Origin of the sequence: Nocardia sp. NPDC047648, assembly GCF_040642815.1 — a bacterium.
GTDB classification, from domain to species: domain Bacteria; phylum Actinomycetota; class Actinomycetes; order Mycobacteriales; family Mycobacteriaceae; genus Nocardia; species Nocardia gamkensis.
On record NZ_JBEYSX010000020.1, the window covers coordinates 69,061 to 84,725 of the forward strand.

General features: G+C 66.9%; 21 protein-coding genes. 13 read left to right on the top strand and 8 right to left on the bottom strand.

The annotated features are described in order from the left end of the window. Positions 1-30 precede the first annotated feature (30 nt). The 3 genes from ABZ803_RS31515 to ABZ803_RS31525 are packed head-to-tail and all read right to left on the bottom strand — an operon-like array spanning position 31 to position 1,728. Positions 31-873: a helix-turn-helix transcriptional regulator gene (locus tag ABZ803_RS31515; protein ID WP_357044919.1), complete on the bottom strand. Its 843-nt coding sequence runs from the start codon at positions 871-873 to the stop codon at positions 31-33. After that, positions 870-1,391, bottom strand: a complete 522-nt coding sequence (locus tag ABZ803_RS31520; protein ID WP_357044921.1) for a DUF6879 family protein — start codon at positions 1,389-1,391, stop codon at positions 870-872. Before ABZ803_RS31520 ends, ABZ803_RS31515 begins: the two co-directional genes overlap by 4 nt. Continuing rightward, complete coding sequence (locus ABZ803_RS31525; RefSeq protein ID WP_357044923.1) at positions 1,372-1,728, bottom strand: hypothetical protein; 357 nt, start codon at positions 1,726-1,728, stop codon at positions 1,372-1,374. Before ABZ803_RS31525 ends, ABZ803_RS31520 begins: the two co-directional genes overlap by 20 nt. A gap of 196 nt (positions 1,729-1,924) precedes the next feature. On the opposite strand from ABZ803_RS31525, the gene ABZ803_RS31530 reads away from it, so the two are divergent. The 5 genes from ABZ803_RS31530 (at position 1,925) to ABZ803_RS31550 (ending at position 4,129) form a co-directional block, all read left to right on the top strand. Next, complete coding sequence (locus ABZ803_RS31530) at positions 1,925-2,137, top strand: hypothetical protein (protein WP_357044924.1); 213 nt, start codon at positions 1,925-1,927, stop codon at positions 2,135-2,137. A 542-nt stretch (positions 2,138-2,679) separates the two neighbouring features. Beyond that, positions 2,680-2,925 carry a hypothetical protein gene (locus tag ABZ803_RS31535; RefSeq protein ID WP_357044926.1) on the top strand — a complete coding sequence of 82 codons (246 nt, stop codon included), beginning with the start codon at positions 2,680-2,682 and terminating at the stop codon, positions 2,923-2,925. A gap of 102 nt (positions 2,926-3,027) precedes the next feature. Next, entirely contained in the window at positions 3,028-3,159 is a 132-nt protein-coding gene (locus ABZ803_RS31540) for a hypothetical protein (RefSeq protein ID WP_357044928.1), read from the top strand. Then, complete coding sequence (locus ABZ803_RS31545) at positions 3,156-3,635, top strand: ribonuclease domain-containing protein (protein WP_357044930.1); 480 nt, start codon at positions 3,156-3,158, stop codon at positions 3,633-3,635. Before ABZ803_RS31540 ends, ABZ803_RS31545 begins: the two co-directional genes overlap by 4 nt. Further along, complete coding sequence (locus tag ABZ803_RS31550; protein WP_357044932.1) at positions 3,635-4,129, top strand: barstar family protein; 495 nt, start codon at positions 3,635-3,637, stop codon at positions 4,127-4,129. The genes ABZ803_RS31545 and ABZ803_RS31550 overlap by 1 nt, the downstream gene beginning before the upstream one ends. A gap of 9 nt (positions 4,130-4,138) precedes the next feature. Here the strand turns inward: ABZ803_RS31550 and ABZ803_RS31555 are convergent, their stop codons facing one another. Continuing rightward, complete coding sequence (locus tag ABZ803_RS31555) at positions 4,139-4,774, bottom strand: TetR/AcrR family transcriptional regulator (RefSeq protein WP_357044934.1); 636 nt, start codon at positions 4,772-4,774, stop codon at positions 4,139-4,141. Positions 4,775-4,904: 130 nt separating this feature from the next. Between ABZ803_RS31555 and ABZ803_RS31560 the strand changes: the two genes are divergently transcribed. The 3 genes from ABZ803_RS31560 (at position 4,905) to yhjD (ending at position 7,989) form a co-directional block, all read left to right on the top strand. Continuing rightward, positions 4,905-5,837 carry an oxygenase MpaB family protein gene (locus tag ABZ803_RS31560; protein WP_357044936.1) on the top strand — a complete coding sequence of 311 codons (933 nt, stop codon included), beginning with the start codon at positions 4,905-4,907 and terminating at the stop codon, positions 5,835-5,837. Between the two features lie 21 nt (positions 5,838-5,858). Further along, positions 5,859-6,890, top strand: coding sequence for a tryptophan--tRNA ligase (gene trpS / locus ABZ803_RS31565; RefSeq protein WP_357044938.1), 1,032 nt, complete (start codon positions 5,859-5,861; stop codon positions 6,888-6,890). A 67-nt stretch (positions 6,891-6,957) separates the two neighbouring features. Continuing rightward, on the top strand, positions 6,958-7,989 hold the full coding sequence (yhjD, locus tag ABZ803_RS31570; RefSeq protein WP_357044992.1) for an inner membrane protein YhjD: 1,032 nt from the start codon (positions 6,958-6,960) through the stop codon (positions 7,987-7,989). 8 nt (positions 7,990-7,997) lie between these two features. Here the strand turns inward: yhjD and ABZ803_RS31575 are convergent, their stop codons facing one another. Further along, positions 7,998-9,299 (bottom strand): D-alanyl-D-alanine carboxypeptidase family protein, encoded by a 1,302-nt coding sequence (locus tag ABZ803_RS31575; protein WP_357044940.1) that lies wholly within the window; start codon positions 9,297-9,299, stop codon positions 7,998-8,000. 129 nt (positions 9,300-9,428) lie between these two features. Between ABZ803_RS31575 and ABZ803_RS31580 the strand changes: the two genes are divergently transcribed. Together ABZ803_RS31580 and ABZ803_RS31585 are read left to right on the top strand one after the other, a co-directional pair. Beyond that, positions 9,429-10,943 (top strand): MFS transporter, encoded by a 1,515-nt coding sequence (locus ABZ803_RS31580; RefSeq protein ID WP_357044942.1) that lies wholly within the window; start codon positions 9,429-9,431, stop codon positions 10,941-10,943. Next, complete coding sequence (locus ABZ803_RS31585; RefSeq protein WP_062971188.1) at positions 10,933-11,544, top strand: TetR family transcriptional regulator; 612 nt, start codon at positions 10,933-10,935, stop codon at positions 11,542-11,544. The genes ABZ803_RS31580 and ABZ803_RS31585 overlap by 11 nt, the downstream gene beginning before the upstream one ends. 21 nt (positions 11,545-11,565) lie before the next feature. Here the strand turns inward: ABZ803_RS31585 and ABZ803_RS31590 are convergent, their stop codons facing one another. Next, complete coding sequence (locus ABZ803_RS31590) at positions 11,566-12,462, bottom strand: phenylalanine 4-monooxygenase (protein WP_357044944.1); 897 nt, start codon at positions 12,460-12,462, stop codon at positions 11,566-11,568. Positions 12,463-12,590: 128 nt separating this feature from the next. Continuing rightward, positions 12,591-13,124, bottom strand: a complete 534-nt coding sequence (locus ABZ803_RS31595; RefSeq protein WP_357044946.1) for a DUF4396 domain-containing protein — start codon at positions 13,122-13,124, stop codon at positions 12,591-12,593. A 107-nt stretch (positions 13,125-13,231) separates the two neighbouring features. Here ABZ803_RS31595 and ABZ803_RS31600 point away from each other — a divergent pair, with 107 nt between their 5' ends. Then, positions 13,232-13,429 (top strand): type II toxin-antitoxin system VapB family antitoxin, encoded by a 198-nt coding sequence (locus ABZ803_RS31600; protein WP_357044948.1) that lies wholly within the window; start codon positions 13,232-13,234, stop codon positions 13,427-13,429. Between the two features lie 23 nt (positions 13,430-13,452). Here the strand turns inward: ABZ803_RS31600 and ABZ803_RS31605 are convergent, their stop codons facing one another. After that, positions 13,453-13,752, bottom strand: coding sequence for a hypothetical protein (locus ABZ803_RS31605; RefSeq protein WP_357044950.1), 300 nt, complete (start codon positions 13,750-13,752; stop codon positions 13,453-13,455). A 280-nt stretch (positions 13,753-14,032) separates the two neighbouring features. Here ABZ803_RS31605 and radC point away from each other — a divergent pair, with 280 nt between their 5' ends. After that, positions 14,033-14,704 (top strand): DNA repair protein RadC, encoded by a 672-nt coding sequence (gene radC / locus ABZ803_RS31610; RefSeq protein WP_357044952.1) that lies wholly within the window; start codon positions 14,033-14,035, stop codon positions 14,702-14,704. Between the two features lie 64 nt (positions 14,705-14,768). Next, entirely contained in the window at positions 14,769-15,446 is a 678-nt protein-coding gene (locus tag ABZ803_RS31615) for a HEAT repeat domain-containing protein (RefSeq protein ID WP_357044954.1), read from the top strand. Positions 15,447-15,665: the final 219 nt, after the last annotated feature.

The window sequence follows — 15,665 nt, forward strand, 5'->3', positions numbered from 1 at the left end:
GACCAGCGAATACCCCCTACATGGTCACGGTCACGGGCGGGGCGTACGAGCGTTCAGCGCCTTGCGGATCAGCTCCCGTGCAGCGTCGCCGGTGACGGACTGACCCGCGAGGACACCGAAGGCTCTGCCGTATTGGGCTATTTCTCTTGGTTGAGTGACCGTCAACTCGGCTGTGACGGTTTCGACCATGACCCGCGTGTTATCGAAGATGGTGAAGTTCGTCATGGATACCCGATACGGCGACCCTGCCGGAACAATGCCGAGAGCTACCCTCGGCATTCCTATAACAGCTAACAGCCGGTCGAGTTGACCGATCATTGTTTGCTCGTTTCCCACCGTGGTTAGTAGGGCTTGTTCCGCAATGACAAAGTGGAACCTGTGGTTTCGCCGGTACAAGATCTGCTGGCGTTCCATCCGCTTGGATACGCCTTCGTCAACGTCGTTCGGTACTTGCTGAAATTCGACAACGCTTCGTAGAACACCCTCGGCGTACTCCGCTGTCTGAAGCAAGCCCGGTATCAGGAACGGATGATAAACCCGCATTACCTCGGTTTTGGCTTCTAGCTTGATAGACGCTTGTTGTCTCCGTTTGGTGCCAGTGCCGAGTACACGTCTCCATTCAAGCCATGCGGCTTCAACATTGCGCAGGGTGGCTATCAAATCAGGGATTTGGTTTTCAGCGCCTGTATGGGCACACCAGGCGTGTATATCGGCGTCTGTAGGCTTGGTCTTGCCGTACTCGATTTTCGACACCTTGGTTTGATGCCATCCGGCACGCCGGGCAAGCTCGGTGCCGCTGACACCCGCATCTAGGCGAAGCTCCCGGAGCCGTGCTCCGAGAGCTTCCTTGGCCTGATCCAGTGAACTTGTCACGGCTCACTGTATTCAGCCAATGGGGTGGACATGGACCACACCCGTTCTTTGACTGTTCGGATGTATTCGACTATTCGGCGATCAGTGGTTACCGCACCACCGAGCCACCTACCGTTTTCGCCCGGCTCGAAGACCGTGAAGGCGACCACTTCGTCATCGAAGATCCAGAAATCATCAGTTGTCAGCTCACGGGGATTTATCCGGTGACGCGGAAGATACCGCACATCTTCGCCGGCCTCCGCATTGAGGCGGGCAACGTGTTTCGCATATCGCGTGTAATGGTTATGCGGCACGGTGACTACCCGTGCTCGGTTGACTGCTACGCCACGTCCGACAGTTTCCCGCACGTGGTTCAACCACGGCTGAAACCATTCGTAGTCATCGGGTTCGTTTGCAAGGAACCGAACGAGTGGCGGGTAGTCGGGCGGATAGTAGTTGTCCCGAACTTCGAGGTGAAAGGCTTCCCGCTTCGCCTGCCGAAACAGATCGTTGAACGCCTCACCCTGCGCTAGCAGCATTGCCGTAGAACTCCCTCGTCATTCGTGGGACCACCACCGCCGTTTCGCCGGGGTAGATGTCCATCTGAGCCAGCGTCTCAGCGTCCGTCAGCGGCTCGCCTTCAAGGGTGAATGTGCCCCGGCCGGTGTCGGTCATGGTGGCACCGACGAACGTGTCCGGTAAAGCGAAGCCTAGTAGCAAGTGTGGTATCTCGATGGTTCCCGGTGTGCCCGTCTTCCACCCCTGCACGACGTAGGTATCTCTGTCGGTGGCGAACAACGACGGGCAGCCGCCGCCCTCTGTGCCGCCTCTGCCGAGGAACTGTAACCGCATGGTTGGGAACTCCAATCGGATCATGCGCGTTCATGCTTCGAACGCCTTTAATCATGCCTTAGTCATGGCGATCTGGAGAGCGAAAACATCAATCCGAGCATGTTTGAGCATGAGCATGGACCCGGCTGATAGCAGGTCCTTAGCGTCTGAGCTGGCCCCCGTGACATGTGACGCCAACCGGTCACGGGGTGCCTACCAACAGCCGACTACAGGGGTTGAGATGAGCGCAGATGGAGACCAGCAACGCAGAGGCACAGAGCTTTACCCGTTCCCCGGTGGTGTGTTCGAACGGTGGGATGTCACCGACGACGCAGAGCCGGGCGTGCATGTCGAGTTCCATCATCCCCGGCAGTCGTGCAACGACGCTCGGGTGTTCGGCCCTGGTGAAGCGGAACGACTCGGCTCGGTCTACGACGAGACGGAGCCCGCGTGATGGGGTTGTTCGTGGCGTTCGCTGTCCCGCTGGTCGCGTTCTTCGCGGTGGTGTTCTGGCCTCAGCGGATACCGAAAGAGAAGTCCGTACGGGCGATTCAGGAACGAATCGAACGTGAAGGCGGTTCATAGATGATTCCGGAACGTGACCCCGGTACGAGATTGGACTTGTTTCTACTCTCCAGCTTCGACGAGTGGCAACCTCCACCGCCCGATCTTCTGGAGCGGGTTAGGTCCCGGACTGATAGCGAAATCGGGGGATAATCGTTGAAAACCATTATTGGGCTTATCGCTGTGGCCGTGCTGATCGGCATGAGTCCAGCGGCTACCGGCACGGCCCACGCTGCCCGCAGTTGCGATTTCGAGTTCACGCGCAGCGTGCCGACGGTGCTACTGCCCCAGATCACCGGGGACGGTATTGCCGCGTCAGTGTCGGTATTCGCGGCAAGATTCAGGGGCACCAGTTCACCTACAACAACGCATCCGGCACGGTGGAGGTGCCCGCCTCGCAGTGTCACCGCCGATTCTGAAGGAGCCCGACTCGTGTCTACACCCGAACCGGTCGAGTACCCGATAGATCCTGATAGCCCGCCGGAGTTCCCCGGAAAGCTGCCTCGAGAGCTTTCGGTGACACTCCGTGACAGGTTGCAGAAGATTGCCGAGGAAGTGAACCCCTACCTCGGTCCGGAGCACCGGGCCATAGACGCACTGATGCAAGCCGCACGAGAGTTGGCCGTAGTCACCTACCCCAAGTCGGGGCAGTACGCCGAGTACACGCCGGACGAGTGAGCCCAGAGGGAAACCGAGACGACGGAAGCCCCTGGACCGGCCTCTTGGACGGCGTTGCGTCCCTGGTCCGGCTGCCGGGCAGGTGACGTAGATTCGTCAGTCATGACAGATAGCCGCGCCACCAGCAAGGCGCGTAACGGGGTCTGCATTCCGGTTCCTTCGGTGGTCGAGCGCGCCGCCGCCTACGACCAGCGTTGGTCCGCCCACGCTCCGTTCACGGTGCGGCACCGATGAACCGGTCGCCGTTGGTCAAGCGCGGTCTCGGCGTCCTGGGCGCGGTCGCGCTGGTGCTGCTCGCCGCGGTGCTCGCCCTGTACGACGGGGGCGATGCCACCACGTCCACCTCCGCGAGTCGCGCGACCACCGCGGCGGCGAGTACGGCCACCGCGCCGCGCGGGGACAGCGCGTCGCCGGTCACCCAGGCGTCCGGCGTGCCGGAGCGCGCGTACGTCACGCTGCGGGAGATCGACGCGGGCCGGTGGCCGGGCTCGGCGAATGCCCCGGGCACCAAAGGGGGCGAGCGATGGCAGAACCGCGGCGGCGGCCTGCCCGCCGCGGACGGTTCCGGCAAGCTGATCACCTATCAGGAATGGGACGTCAATCCCAAACAGTCCGGCCGATCCCGCGACGCCGAACGCATCGTCACCGGCAGCGACGGCTCGGCCTGGTACACCGGTGACCACTACAAGACCTTCACGAGGATGCGCTGATGACAAAGACCGTCACGCTGTCGCAGTTCCTTGCCCGCCCCGACGCGGACGACGCGCCGCCGAGGGCGGAACTGGCCCCGCCGCGCGTCACGTTCGGCGCCCTCGCCGTCGACGCCGCCGAGTTCAGCGGCGTGCGGGACAAGGCGCCCCCCGGTTACCTGGTGCGCGAGTTGCGCGGCGCGAAGATGACCACCACCGCCCGGCTTTTCGACGAGTTCGCCGCCGCGTTCCAATTCCCCTACTACTTCGGCGAGAACAAGGACGCGTTCGACGAATGCCTGCGTGACCTGGACGATTTCCTCGGTGAGGGGGCCGGATACGTTGCCGTGGTGCGCGACTCGGCCGGATTGCTCGCCGACGAGCCGATCGAGCGCGACTGGTTCGCCGAGGCCATGCGCGACTGCGCGGCCTACTGGGCGCGGCGGGACGTGCTCTTCCGGGTCGTCCTGCAAGGCGACGCGCCCGACCTCGAGGACGTGTCCCTGCGGCTGTGAGCGGGACCGTTACCGCAGTTTTTCCGCGAGGTCCTCACCGAGCAGGACGAACACGTCGACGGTGTGCTCGATCAATTCGTCGCGGGTGAGGTTCAGATCGCCTTGCAACCAGGCGGTCAGCGTCTGCACCAGCCCGCCGACCAGGTACAGGGCACGGAAGTCGATCGCCGAGGCCGGGGCCGAATCGGACATCCGGTAGAAGTCGGTGCCCTCCGAGGCCACCATGTGCGCGAACGCGCGCACCGTCTCGGTGGTGCGGGCGCGTAGCTCCGGTGTCGCCATGCCCGCGATCAGGGCTGCTTTCGCTTTGCGCGGGTCGTCGGTGAGCAGGTGCACGCCCGCGGTGATCGCGGCGTGCGCGGTCGCGCGCGTGTCCGGCGCGGTGGTGCGCACTGCGGCGAGGATGGCCGCCGCGAGTTCCTCCGCGATTCCGTCGGTGAGCGCGGTGAGCACGCTGTCACGGCTGTCGAAGTTCTCGTAGTAATACCGCTCGTTGAGGCCCGCCCGCGCGCACAGCCCCGACACGGTCAGCTTCTCGAGCCCTTCGGTGCCGATGATCTCCAGCGCTGCCTCCAGCAGCGCCGCACGCCGCTGCGCCCGGCGCTCCTCGGCGGAGATGCCCCCGTACGTCCGTTGCGCCGTCACCCTTCGATTCTTACAGGTGCGCTGGATCCCGCGCCGGGTGCCGACAACGCAACATTCTGGCAGAGAGTCTTGCCAGAAAGGCGGATTCTGGGGGATGCTGTTGCCAGATGCGCTCGACGAGGAGGCTACGATGTCCGAGCCCGGCTATTTCAGCGACCACTCGATGGTCCGGCGGGTGATGAGCAAGCGCGCGGTGGGTCTCACCTACGGCTTGCGCGCACTGGTGATCGGCGCGGTGCACCCGCTGCTCTATGTCGGCACCGCGGAGAACACCGAGCATCGGATGACGCCCTACACCCGGCTCGCGCTGACCGGCCGCCTGTTCGAGGCGGTGTTCCTCGGCAGCAGGTCCGAGGCCGACCGCGCCCTGGCGTTCACCAGGAAACGGCATGTCACAGTGCGTGGCGCGCTGCCGGAGGATGCCGGAGCCCATCACCCCGCGGGCACCGGGTACTCCGCGCTCGATCCGCATCTGATGTTCATGACGATGGCCTTCACCTTCGACTCGGCCGAGGTGATGTACGACCTGCTGGTGCGCACCATGACCGAGGGCGAGCGCGAGGGGCTCTACCAGGACTACGTGCGCTGGGGCGAGCTGTTCGGCATGCCCGCGGACGCGGCGCCGGGCAGCTACCGCGAGTTCCGCGCGTACTTCGACGGCTACCTGGCCTCCGACGAGCTGTTCCTCACCGACGAGGCGCGGCTGGTCGGCTCCTACCTGGCCGGACAGCGCGTCCCCTACTCGCAGGGCGTGCCGTTGCAGCAGGTCACCTCCGCGTTCTACCTGCTGGTACAGGGCAGCCTGCCGCCCCGGATCCGCCGGATGTACGGGATGCGGTGGGGCGTGGCCGAGGAGGTCGCCTACCAGGGGCTGTCCCGGGCGGTTCGCACCGCGCACATATCGGTTCCGCTGGTGCCGCCGGTGTTGCGTGGCACACTCGCCGGGCCGAGCGCGCCGGTCTACAAGAGGCTGTCGCAGCGCGAACACGAACTGGTCAGCGGCGGACGGCCGAGTATGCCGGGGGTGGACCCGCGCAACTGGGTGCAGCGAAATTCCGCTTGAGCCGCATGGGAAGATCGGAGTATGTCCAGTCCTGCGCCCAGCCCGGCCGCCGAACGCAAGCAGCGGGTTCTCTCCGGGATCCAGCCGACCAGCTCCTCGTTCCATCTCGGGAACTACCTTGGCGCGCTGCAGTACTGGGTGACCATGCAGGACGACTACGACGCGCTGTATTTCATCCCGAACATGCACGCGATCACGGTGCCGCAGGATCCCAAGGAGCTGAAGGCGCGCACGAAGGCCGCCGCCGCCCAGCTGCTCGCACTCGGCATCGACCCGAAGAAGTCCACCCTGTTCGTGCAGAGCCAGGTGCCCGAGCACGCCGAGCTGGCCTGGGTGCTCAGCTGTCTCACCGGTTTCGGCGAGGCCAGCCGGATGACCCAGTTCAAGGACAAGTCGGTGAAGCAGGGTGCGGAGAACGCGACCGTGGGCCTGTTCACCTACCCGGTGCTGATGGCCGCCGATATCCTGCTCTACCGCGCCCATCAGGTGCCGGTCGGCGAGGACCAGCGCCAGCATCTGGAGCTGACCCGAAACCTGGCCCAGCGCTTCAATACCCGGTTCAAGAAGACATTCGTGGTGCCGGAGGCGCACATCGTCAAGGGCACGGCGAAGATCTACGACTTGCAGGATCCCACCGCCAAGATGAGCAAGTCCGCCTCCACCGACGCGGGCCTGATCAACCTGCTCGACGACCCGAAGGTCACCGCGAAGAAGGTGAAGTCCGCGGTCACCGACACCGAACGCGAGATTCGCTACGACCCGGAACACAAGCCGGGCGTCAGCAACCTGCTGGTGATCCTGAGTTCGCTCACCGGCGCGCCGATCGTCACGCTGGAGAAGGATTTCGAGGGAAAGGGTTACGGCGAGCTGAAAGCCGACGTGGCCGACGCCTTGGTCGAATTCGTCACGCCGTTGCGTGCGAAGGTGCAAGAGTACCTGTCGGATCAAGGTGAGCTCGACCGCATACTCGCCGCTGGAGCGGAGCGTGCGCGAGAGATCGCCGGCAACACGCTCGCGCAGGTCTACGACCGGGTCGGTTTGCTGAGTCGCTGAACGGCTACTTCACCTTCGTGCGCCCCGTCAGGCGTCGTGCGAGGTCTCTTGGTCGAAGGGGCGAATGGTGCAGGTGATCGACAACGTCAAGGCCGGGATCGAACGCCGGGTCCAGGCACAGCCGTGGCTGGACCATCTGGTCCGTACGGCGGGGCGCTACCAGCGGCAACGGGGTAACTACTACGCGGCGGGCATCACGTATTTCACTGTGCTGTCGCTGTTCCCGCTGCTGATGATCGCTTTCTCGGTCGCGGGACTGGTCTTGTCCAGCAATCCGGATCTGCTCGAGGAGCTGCGAGCCAAGATCGTCGAGAACATTCCGGGATCGTTCGGCACTCAAGTGAACGACCTGGTCGATCAGGCGGTCGAGTCGCGGGGCACGGTCGGCGTCCTGGGTCTGTTCACCGGCGTCTACAGCGGACTGGGTTGGATGGCCAACCTGCGGGCCGCGCTCACCGAGCAGTGGGAACAGAAGTCTCCGGACGGCAATTGGCTGATGACCAAGCTCTCCGATCTGGGGGCGCTCGTCGGTCTCGGTCTCGCCTTCACGGTGTCGCTGGGGTTGTCGGCGCTGGCCTCGAGCGCCCTCGGTTCGCGGCTACTCGAAAGCCTCGGCCTCGGCGAAGCGCCCGGGGCGGGCGTGCTGCTGTGGCTGTCGTCGACCTTGCTCGGGTTCCTCGCCTCCTGGGCGGTGTTCGTGTGGGTCATCGCGAGGTTGCCCCGGGAGCCGGTGACACTGGCCAGCGCCGTCAAGGCGGCCGCGCTTGCCGCGGTGGTGTTCGAAGTGTTCAAAATCGTCGCGTCGATCTATCTGCGCTCGGTGCTGAGCAGCCCGGCGGGCGCAACCTTCGGCTCGATCATCGGCTTGATGGTGTTCAGTTACGTCACCTATCGCATCGTCCTGTTCGCCACCGCATGGGCCGCCACCGCCACGGAGAACGAGCCGGAAGCGGAGATTCCCGTACCCGGACCCGCCGTGATCGCACCGCGGGTCAGCGCACGCGATATATCGGTGGGCGTTGGCGCCACCTACTTCGGTGCGGGCGCGCTCGCGGCACTCGCGCTTTCCGGATTGCGCAGGTTGCCGGGCCGTCGGTGAACGATCGATCAGCGTCGCCGGTTCGCCTGACGCGCGCCGAGCAACAGTGCGGCGGCCAAGAGTACACCGCCGATGATCAGCATGGTCCTGGCGCCGGTGCGGCGATCCTCGGCTGCGGGCATGGCTGACGGGTCGCTTCCCGGCACCGAAGGCGTGGCCCGGTCGCTGCCCGCCGTGGGCGGCGCGGCCAGGGTGACCGCGCTCTGATCGCGCTGGGCTACCACCGCGCCGGGCAGGTTGCCGATCGAGGCGCCGCGGGGCAACGCGAATCCGTAGTCGAGCAGGCGGGCGGCCTGTTCCCACGGCCGGATCGGCCGCACGTCGGCCTTGAGCAGGGTGACGGCGAGCCTGCGGCCGTTGCGCTGGGCGGCGGCGACGAAGGTCTGGCGCGCGTCGTCGGTGAAGCCGGTTTTTCCGCCGAGGGCGCCGTCGTAGTTGTAGAGCAGCTGATTGTCGTTGCCGATCGGGTAGCCGGGGCGGTCGGTGTCCCCGGGAACCGCCGGGTCGGCGGGGTAGCCAGGGAAGTCGGCCTGCTCGGTGTGGATCAGCTCCGCGAACAGCGGGATGGTCATGGCCTCGCGGAACAGCACGGCGAGGTCGTAGGCCGAAGTGCTCATCCCGGGCCCGTCCAGCCCGGACGGTGTGGCCGTGCGAGTGTCCATGGCGCGCAATGATTTCGCGAGGTCGTTCATCTTCGCGACGGTCGCGGCGTCGCCGCCGAGCTGCGCGGCGATGGCATGCGCGGCGTCGTTGCCCGAGGCCATGATCAACGCCTGCATGAGCTGCCGGTTCGTGTAGCGGCCGCCGGGGCCGATGCCCACCCGGGTGCCGTCGGCATCGGCGTCGGCCTGCGTGCCGACCACCACCTTGTCGAGATTCAGCGTGCGCAGCGCCAGCGTGGCCAGCAGCACCTTGATCGTGCTGGCGGGCCGGTAGCGCCCGTGCGGGTCCTTCGCCGCGAGCACTTCGCCGGTGTCCAGATCCGCCACCAACCAGGCCGTCGCCGAAATCTCCTGCGGGGCGGGTGGTGCGGCTTTGGGAAGCACGACGCCGCACTCGCCGAGACGGGGCCCGCCGATCGGCGGGGAAGGGATCGGCAGCGGTGCGGGAGCCGACTGTCCGGGCGCGGGCACCTCGGAGGCGTCGATCGGCGCGGGCGGCAGCGTCTTCTGCGGGCAGCCGTCGGTGTTCGGGGTGGTGAACGGCGTAGTGGTGCTGGGCTGGGCGAGGGACGGCGCGGCCGTCGTTGCGATCGCGGCGACGGCCAGCACGGCGCCCACGCAGAGCAAGGCACGGCGAGTGATCTTCATCGCCGATGAGCCTAGCGAGCGCGCCGGTGATCGGCCGCACACACTCATCCCTCCGGACGCCGGTATTGACATCAACTACCAAATGACAGTTACTATCAAAAAGTTGTATCTATCACTTTCGGAGGCGTCATGAAGAATGACTCGACCCGCCGCTGGCTCGCCCTCGGCGCGCTGGCCGTGGCGATGCTGACCATCGGGCTCGATGTCACCGTGCTGACCGTGGCGCTGCCCACGCTCGCGGTGGACCTGAACGCGAATACCGCCGCGCTGCAATGGTTCAGCAGCGCCTACACGCTGGCGCTGGCCGCGGTGATGCTGCCCGCGGGCGCGCTCGGCGACCGCTACGGCCGCAAGAAGTTCCTGCTGGCCGCCTTGCTGCTGTTCGGTGTCGCGTCCGTCGCCTGCGCCGTGGCCACCTCGCCCGGCGAGCTCATCGCGGCGCGCGTCGCGCTCGGGCTCGCGGCGGCGGCGATGATGCCGCTGTCGATGTCGGTGCTGCCCGCGATGTTCCCCGAGCCCGCCGAGCTCCAACGCGCGCTGACGATCTGGATCACCTCGACCGCGATCGGCTTGCCGCTGGGGCCGATCGTGGGCGGCTGGCTGCTGCGCAACTTCTGGTGGGGTTCGGTGTTCCTGATCAACGTGCCGATGGTCGTGATCGGCGCGCTCGCCGTCGCCGCGTTGGTACCGGAATCGCGCAGCGCGCGGCGCTTCCGGCTCGATCTGCCCGGAGTGGCGCTGTCGGCCGCGGGCATGCTCGGACTGACGTATGGCTTCATCCGTATCGGGGAGAAAGGCTGGGGCGACAGCCTGGCTTGGGGCATTGTCGCGGCGGGTGTGCTCCTGTCGGGCGCGTTCCTGGCCTGGCAGCGCAGGACGACGCATCCGCTGGTCGATCTCGGCCTGTTCGCCGCCGACGGATTCCGCTGGGGCACGGGGTTTTCCATCGTGGTGAACTTCGCCATGTTCGGCATGTTCTTCACCGTTCCGCAGTACTTCCAGGCGGTGCTCGGCGTGGACGCGCTCGGCAGCGGCCTGCGGTTGCTTCCGCTGATCGGCGGGTTGCTCGTCGGCAGCAGGTTGGTCGACAAGGTGCTGCCGAAACTGGGCGTCCGCGTCGTGATCACCGCCGGGTTCACCGTGTTGGCCGGTTCCCTGGTGCTGGGCGCGCTCACCACCGTGGACAGCGGCTACGGCTTCACCGCCGTGTGGCTGACGCTGCTGGGCGCGGGAATGGGTCTGGTCATGCCCGCCGCGATGGGCATGGCGATGGGCGAACTGGACGCGGAGCGCTCCGGCTCCGGGTCCGCGCTGTTGCAGGCGCTGCGTCAGGCGGGCGGCACCATCGGCGTCGCGGTGCTGGGCACCGTGCTGGCCACCCGGTATCGGTCCGAACTCGGCGCGCTGAACCGCGAACCGATCGACGACGGCGTGAACGCGGGCGTCGCCACGGCGCGCCACCTGGGTGATCAGTCGATGCTGCACCAGGTGCAGGTCGCCTTCCTCGGTGGCATGAGCGCGATGCTCTGGGCCTGCGCCGCGCTGTGCCTGCTGGCGGCCGTGCTCACGGCGGCGTTCATCCGCGTGCGGCAACCCGACGGGGCGCGGCAGCCGGGTGCGGCAGAATCGATTCATGTCGGTTGAGCTACCCGCGAACGGGACGGCGCGAGGTCTGCGCGAGCGGAAGAAGGAACGGACCCGCCGGACGATTCGCCTCGAGGCTTTCCGGCTGTTTCGCGAGCAGGGTTACAACGAGACGACCGTCGAGCAGATCGCCGCGGCCGCCGATGTCTCGCCGAGCACCTTCTTCCGCTACTTCCCGTCCAAGGAACAGCTGGTACTGGCCGACGATCTCGATCCGGTGATCATCGAGGCGCTGCGCCGTCAGCCGCGCGACGTCCGCCCGATGGCCGCCTTCCGCGAGGCGGTGCGCGAGGTCTTCGCGAACCTGCCCGCCGCCGAGCTGGCGTTCGAGCAGGAGCGCCAAGCGCTGCTGTTCCACGTGCCGGAACTGCGCTCCGCGATCGGCTTGGAGATGATGCGCAGCATCGATCTGCTGTCCGGATTGCTGGCCGATCACCTCGGCCGCTCGCCCGACGACTTCGAGGTGCGGGTGGCGGCAGGCGCGATGACGGGCGCCGGGCTGGCGGTCCAGGCGATGGCGCCGATGAACCTCGACAACATCGCGCGCACGATGGATTTCCTGGACGCCGGACTCCCGCTCGGGCCGGATCGCCGGCCCTGACGGCCGAGCCTCGGACCGGCCCTATGCCCCGGCGGTGCTGGCCTGCCGGAACCGATCCGGGGTGTCGTCGTCCATGGTCGCGAAGAAGCCGCCGATCACGTCCTCGATCTCGGCGATCGAGTCCGCGCAGTAGAGAATCGGCTGGTAGTGGGTGATGTCGTAGGTCGCGGTACCCATCTGGGCGATGTCGAGCGGGCGCAGCTCGGCGTGCCGGAACTCCTCGATCTCGCCGTAGGACGACAGCAGGCCCGCGCCGTAGCAGCGGATGTCACCGTGTTCCCGGACGACGCCGAATTCCATCGAGAACCAGAAGACGTCGGCCAGGAATTTCAATGCGCGGTCGGTGCTCAGCCGCGCGACCGCCGCGCCGACCGTCGCGTAGATCGCCGCGAAGCGGGGGCTGGCGATCTGGTTGGCATGCCCGATGATCTCGTGGATGGCGTCCGGTTCGGGGGTGTACAGCGGCGCGGAATGATGCCGGATGTACTGCGTGGAGTGGAAGATCCGATCCGCGAAGGAGCCGAAGAACTCGCGCAGCGGCACCAGGCCCGCGGCCGGTGCGTAGCGGAATCCGGTCAGCGGTGCCAGCGCGGCGGAGACCTCGTCCAGTTGCGGGATGTGATCGGTGGGCAAGGACAGCGCCTCGGCGGCCGCGAGTACCTCCGCGCTGGCATGGCTGCGATGTTTGCGGGCGAGCTCGGCCGACACGATCTGCCAAACCCGCTGCTCCTCGTCGGTGTAGGCGATGTGGGGCAGCGGCTTGCCCGGCGCGTAGTCCAGCGCCAGCGCGGCGATGGCGTTGCGCCTGGCCCGGTATACCGGATCGTGCACGCCGGGGTGCTCGTCGCTCAGGTGCACGGTCACGTCGCCGTCGCCGGTGCGGGTCACCGGCGAGTACAGCTGCGCCTCGCTGAACATATCTCGATGCAAGCACCACCGGGACCCGGCGACAACAAAAGCCCGTTCAGCTGGGCAATCTGCCTAGCCGAACGGGCCTATTGCGGGCAAATCCGGAAGTGGAAGGCGCGGATTGGGCGTCGTACTGATCAGTGCGCGCCGTGCAGTTCATGCACCACCGCGTGGCCTTTGCCGCGTCCGATCAGCCACTTGTTGACCGGCGTGGTGACCACGAACGCCACGGCGAAGGCGAAGGCGAGCGTGGTCCAGAACAGCACGGTGTCCAGGTGGGCGTCCATCGCCCCCGGGACCGCCAGGATCACGGCGTTGTCCACGATCTCCATGACTGTGATGGACACCGTGTCCGCCGCCAGCGCGGTACCGATGGCGGCCGCCAAGGGCAGGCCCGCCCGTAGTACGCCGCGCATGGTGAACGCGTAACCGAACACGAACGCCAGCACGATGGCCAGCACCATCGTCGAGGCGTTGTTCCAGCCCAGCGCGGTGCCGACCACCATGCCGAGAATCTCGCCGATGGCACAGCCGGTGAGGCAGTGCAGCGTGGCCATGGCCGCCATCTGCCAGGTAGCGGGGGAGTGGTGCGCGGTGTGCTGACCGGCGTCCTGCGTCGCGTGCGCGGTGTGCGAGGTGTGCTCGCCCGACGGGTCGTGCCTGTGTTCCATGCGTGGAACTATACCCCCGTAGGGTATTAATGCAACCCGGAGTTCGTGATTTGCCGGACATGAACCCGCTTTATGCCGCAAGATGGCGAAAGTACGAAGGAGGGCGCATGAAATCCGTGCGGATCGATCTCGACCAGGACCTGCTCGCCGCGGCCGCCGCCATCATGGGCACGTCGACGAGCTACGCCACCATCAACGAGGCCTTGCGCCGGATCGTCGTGCACGAGCGTCAGCTGCATAATCTGGAAAGGCTCGCCGCGAAGGCGTTCGTCGGACTACCGGACGTCGCGGTGGTGGACCGCTAGGCGAATCGCGGGCGGACGTCCGGCTAGCGCGGGGAGGCGGGCCGCTGCTCGTCGAGAGCGCGCAGCCAGACCTCCTCGAACTCCCGGGCGTCGATCTGGAGGGCGGTGAACTCCGTCTCGTCGTTCAGCTCGTCCGGGGACGGAACCGGAATCTGCCCGAGTTCGGTCGTGCCGGTGCCGTGACCGGGTTCCGCCCAGTCGGCGTGCCCGTCGCGGAACACCTCGACCTTGCGCACCTCGAAACCGTCGTCGCCGATCTCGCTGAACAGCTCGACCGGCTCGTCGTCGAAGTCGTGGTGCCATTGCGCCTTCAGGTACCACATCGCCATCAACTCCCCAGTTCGCGACCGTCTCGGCAACCGAACCGCACAACAGCCAGCATATGGGCGCGGCGTCCCGCTGCCGAGTTGTCCGTACGGTTCGCGAGATGGCCCGGGGCGGACGTGCCTCGGGCCGGGGTCGGCGTTGCGCTGCTGAACTCCCGGGTTGGTCGATACGCGAGGAACCGGCGAGGCAGGCGCGGCCGGTCCGGTCCGGCCGAACTGTCGGTGGCCCTTGGCATAATCGCGGGCACTGTTGGCGTGACCGAGGGGTGGGGGAGTCATGGCGGTCTCTCTAGTCGACGTGCCGGTTTCGCAGCGGCCGCGGGAACGGTTGCTGGCACTCGGGCCGCACGCGCTGAGCGACGCGGAGTTGCTGGCCCTACTGCTACGGCAGGGCAGGCGCGGGGCGAGCGCGCTGGACTTGGCGGTGGAGCTGCTGGTCGAGCACGGCGGGCTCGCCGGGCTGGCGTCCGCGCGTCCGGAGGAGCTGTCGCGCCGGGCGGGCATCGGCGTGGCGAAGGCCGCCGCGATCATCGCCGCCTTCCACCTCGGCACACGGGCCCGCGGCAGGCCGGACACGTCGATCCGGCTCACCGGCTCCGCCGACGTGGCCGCCGCTGCCCTCCCGCTGTTCGCGGGCTGCCGGGTCGAGCGTCTGCTCGTGCTGGTATGCGACGCGCAGAACCGCCTCCGTCAGAAGGTCTTCGTCGCCGAAGGCGCCGTCGACCAGGTCGCCGTCCCCGTCCGGGAAATCCTGAACACCGTCCTGCGCCACGACGGCCGAGCCTTCGCCATCGTGCACAACCACCCCTCCGGCAATCCTGCTCCCAGCCCCGACGACCGCCGCACCACCACGCTCCTCAGCGAAGCCGCCCGAACCGTCGGCCTGCGCTTCCTCGACCACGTCGTGCTCGCGGGGGAGAAGTGGGCGAGTGCCCCGAGCTTCGGATAATTCGGCACGGCTCTTGACCTTCTCACTGTGTCAACGCCTTCACTGGCTGTCGGAGGTGGTCCCCATGAATTCGATCCACAGGAATCCACAGGACATGCGGCTGCTCGACGCACTGGCGGCCGGGAACTCGTCGACGCGGCTCGAGGCGGCGCTGGCGGCCGGTACGCGCGCCGAGCCGGGTTTCGTCGACGCGCTGATAGAACGGTGCGCGATCGAGCCCGACTTCTTCGTTCGCGACATGCTCACCTGGGCGCTGACGCGTATGCCGTCGGAGATCGCGGTTCCGAGGCTGCGGGCGGAGCTGCGGTCCGAGCGTGCGCAGGCCCGCAGCCAAGCGCTGCACACGTTGTCCAAGATCGGGGACCCGACCGCCTGGTCGGCGATCACCCGGTCGTTGCTGCACGAGGCCGACGACGACGTCGCCCGAAGTGCGTGGCGTGCTGCTGTCGTTCTCGTGCCCGACGGCGAGAAGGAATGGCTGGCCGCTGAACTGGCCACGCAGTTCGGCCGAGGTGACCGGGAGGTACGTTTGAGCCTGAGCCGCGCTCTCGTCGCGCTCGGTGAGCTGGTGGAGCCGGTCCTCCGGACCGCGATGGCGAATCCCGACCCGGCGGTGCGGGCGCATGCGCGCGCCACGGAGCGGCTCCTGCGCGACCCGGATGCCGGATTCGACCTCGCCGTCGATGCGGCGCGCCGGGTTGCCGCGCTCGGTCCGGATCGGGAGGAGACAACCGCGTGCTGATCGGTGAGGTGGCGCGCCGTGGCGGTCATAGCCTCGGCCCTCGTGGAAACGCTCGTAGAACGGCCGGGCGAGGAGCCGGGGCAACCCTGACCGTGAGCCCTTCTCGCGAGCCTTCGGTCCTGTCCAGACGCTGTGGGCGGTGACATGGTGGCGTCGCCATCGCCCAGACGGTCGTAATCCGGTGGGCGCACCTCATGGAATGGTGTGGGCGTGCCGATC